This window comes from Bradyrhizobium sp., from assembly GCF_049581145.1.
GTDB lineage: Bacteria > Pseudomonadota > Alphaproteobacteria > Rhizobiales > Xanthobacteraceae > Bradyrhizobium.
Genome location: NZ_JBAURI010000312.1, coordinates 1 through 3,537 on the forward strand (window position 1 = coordinate 1; position 3,537 = coordinate 3,537).

Below are 3,537 nucleotides of genomic sequence, written 5' to 3' on the forward strand. Positions count from 1 at the left end.
GAAGAATATCCTGGTCGACATAGGCGACGGAGTTTGCAAATACCTGTGGCGGAATCTCCGCCGGTTTCCATTCATCGAATAGCACCTCGCCGCTCCAGGGCTCGTAAAGCCCGCAGACAAGCTTACCCAGTGTCGACTTTCCGCTGCCCGAGACGCCGACCAGCGCCACGCGAGAGCCCGGCGCAACGACGAGCGAAAGGTCGGCGATCAGGGGCGGCTCGAGCGCAGAATAGCCGAAATTGATGCCGCGCAACTCGATCTTGCCTGCCAGTTTCGGCGGAAAAGCGTCGGTCTCGATGCCACGAGGGGATGGCGACCGGAGAGGATATCGGTAGATATCATCGAGCCGCTCGAGGGCGCCCTTGATGATCTGCAAGCCGCCGAAATAGTTGACGAGATTCGCGAAAGGCTCGGAAAAATTTGCAGCCAGAGACTGGAAAGCGACGAGGCTGCCCAGCGTCAGCGAACCATCGATAACTCTGAGGCCTCCGAGGCCGAGGATGGCAGCCACCGAGAGGCCTGATAGCAGCGTCGGGACCATATCCAGCATGACGGCGGAAGCGCCAAGCTTCTGTTCGGCATTCAGATTGCTGGCCTGAAGACCAGCCCACCGGGCAAAAACATCATCCTCCAATCCGCTCGCCTTGATCGTCTCGATCGTTCTTACCATGCTTACGGTTGCGCCAAGGAGCTTACCCTGTTCGATGGCAAGCCGGGAGCTGAGCTCCTGTCGCCGTCCCGCGACCAGGCGCAGCAGAAGCACATTGCCGAACGAAATGGCGACGCACAGGCCGGTGAGGGTCAAGTCGTAGACCGCCATTGCCATGCCAAACAGCAGCACCGACGTCAGGCTGAGTGCGTTCATCGCAATGCCGCCGGACAAAAGTCTGGCGACTTGCTCGTTAGAGCCGACGCGATTTGCAATGTCGCCGGCTTGACGTTGAGTGAAGAACTCAATCGGCAGTGCGGTCAGCCGCCAGAGAAACCGGCTGGTCATGAGGATGGCAAGCTTGGCCTGCAGCCGCAAAAGGACCGACTGGCGTATCATCGTCAGGATGCCGCGACACGCAGCCGTGAGCGCCATTCCGATCAGAAGCGGTATGAGCCAGCTGCTCGCGCCTTGGATCATAATGTCGTCCACAAAGATCTTCGAAAAGCCAGCGGCAACGATGTTGGGCACGACCAACGCGATGCTCACGATCACCAGCAGCGCGACTGCCGCTCGGGAGTGACGAAGTTCGCGGAGCAGCACCGCGAACCCGTTCGGCTTGCCGCCGATCTTCCTGAATTCTGCGCCGCGCTCGAAGGTCAGTACGACGCCGGTAAATGCGAGATCCAGCTCCGCCATGCGGATTCGACGGCGTCCGCTCGCAGGATCGTTGATGTAGGCGTAGTTGCCGTCGATACCTTCAAGCACCAGGAAATGGTTGAAATTCCAGTGAATGATGCATGGCATTGGAAGCTGCATCAGCGCCGGCGGTTCGACGCGATAGCCTCGTGCGTCCAGTCCATATCGGCGGGCCGCCCTCACGATATTGCTGGCCTTGCTTCCGTCACGTGAGACGCCACAGGCAATCCGGAGCTGTTCGAGGGGAATCCAGGCGTCGTACTGAGCAAGAATGATCGCGAGCGCCGCGGCGCCACATTCGGCCGCTTCCATCTGCAGGATAACAGGCGTCCGCTTCACCCTCCTGCGAAACAGCTTTGGAAGCCGGATGTTTCGAGGCCGCGGACCTTCACGGATCGCACGAGGGGATGAAGGACTATCCATCAATTCCAGTGAAGTGTTTGATCAGGGGGATGACGAGATCGAGCGGCCGCTGCCGGCGCGTCGTGATTTCCGCACGGGTCAACGTTCCGCTCGTAAGTTGGGTATTCGGTCCCTGTCCCACGGCCCAATGATAGCCTGTCGGGGAAGAGGTGTCCTCCTCGAGGGCGACCTCGGAGGCATACGGCGCACCCTTGTTGGAGAAGCGGGTGACCAGGCTCTCGTTATGCAGGATCGCGCTCATGCCCTGGGGCGTCATCGGAAAGTCCGACACGCTCACGACCGTGCCCAGCATCATGCCGAACTCCTCGCGCTTGATTGTGCTTGGTTCGAGGTGGACCTGCATTCCTGGCCTGATCTGCTTGCCATGTTCGGCCGCGATATAGACGACCGCCTCGAGCTTCTTTCCCTCGCTTTCGATCGAGATCACTGGCGTGCCAACGGCAAGCACCGAGCCAGGAGATATCTTCACTTCGAGCACACGCCCCTCGAGCGGGCTCAACACCTGCGTATTCTGGCTCAGTTGCTGCGCCGTGCCGTCCATTTGTCGACGAGCCTCGTTCAGCGTGAACTCCGACTGCTCGATCTCATGTTCGCGTTGCGTTTCGAGGTCCGTCTTTTGGGATTTGAGCTTTAGAATCTCGTTCTGCGAGTCCTCCTTGCGTTGTTGTGCATCAGCCAGCTCCTGTCGCCGCTCTTCCAGATTGCGGCGCGTCGTGTACCCCTTCGTCAGCAAATCCTGGAGGTTCTTGACGTCGACCGCGAGGTAGTCGATGCGCTGGCTGGTGGCCTTGATCACCTGGTTTAGGGCTGCTTCCAATTTCGCGAAATTCTCGCTCTTCGCGGCGAGCTCGCTCGCAACCTTTGACTTCAGGTCCGTGTACTCGTGCTGCCGCTCGTGGAAGACCGCAACGGCGTCGTTGTGCTTCTGCTCGATATCGGTCTGAGCGATTTGTGCGATTGGCTGGCCCTGGGTAACATGATCGCCGACCACGACGGCCACTGATTGCAGCCGGCCAGCCGCGGCCGATATCGCGTCGACGACCCTGCCGCCGCTGCTGATCAGGATTCCTTCACCGGTGATGCGGGTTGGCACGCGCCCGAAAATACCCCAGGTGATCGCTGCCGCCAGCGCGGTGCAGACCACCAGTGTGATGATCCAATCGACAGATGTGGTGACGACGACCAAGTGATCGAGCTGCTCCGGCGAGGCGGCTCGGTCGAGGGCGGCAACTCGAAATGCCGGTTGCGGGCGATCGGCCACCCTTCTATTCTCAGGTTGTTCGAGTGTCTCAGAGGCCGACATGGCGGGGCGCAGCAATAAATGGATTGGATCAACAACCATCGATCATTGCACAAACCCGAGGAACTCACAACAAAGGCAGTTCGGAAAAGGCAGCGTCGCCTCCCAGCGCAAGCGCGGCAGGTGACGGCCGTGATGGGGCTTGTTGTGATACTGTTGATGCCAATCGCTTCAATAGGCCGAATTCTTTCTGAAAGCGATTTCAAACAAGCCGAGAGCCTGAAGCCTCTCTTTGCGAATTTGATGAATGACCTCGTCGCGACTTCAAAGCATCCCGATGCTACGAGCGGAGACGTCGGTTGCGTCAATTCGACCATCCGCGAGCTTCTCCAGATATCGGACGAGCTCGCCAGCTATGAGTATCTGATCACGATGGAAAAGGAGATAACTGACGTCGGCGACGACAGTCCGATGCGTGACGTCGTCAGATTCGCCGTCGAGAAGAGTGACATGATCCTTGCTGACG

At 59.2% G+C, this 3,537-nt stretch carries 2 protein-coding genes and 1 pseudogene; 1 reads left to right on the top strand and 2 read right to left on the bottom strand.

Going from position 1 to position 3,537, the window contains the following annotated elements; genetic code table 11:
- Both WCB02_RS10420 and WCB02_RS10425 read right to left on the bottom strand, forming a co-directional pair.
- On the bottom strand, positions 1 to 1,660 hold a 1,660-nt coding region (locus tag WCB02_RS10420), incomplete at its 3' end, for a cysteine peptidase family C39 domain-containing protein (protein WP_423958020.1).
- 103 nt (positions 1,661 to 1,763) lie between these two features.
- Entirely contained in the window at positions 1,764 to 3,032 is a 1,269-nt protein-coding gene (locus WCB02_RS10425; RefSeq protein ID WP_423958021.1) for an NHLP bacteriocin system secretion protein, read from the bottom strand.
- 60 nt (positions 3,033 to 3,092) lie between these two features.
- Between WCB02_RS10425 and WCB02_RS10430 the strand changes: the two are divergent.
- Positions 3,093 to 3,537, top strand: a pseudogene (locus tag WCB02_RS10430) (hypothetical protein); the annotation flags it as partial.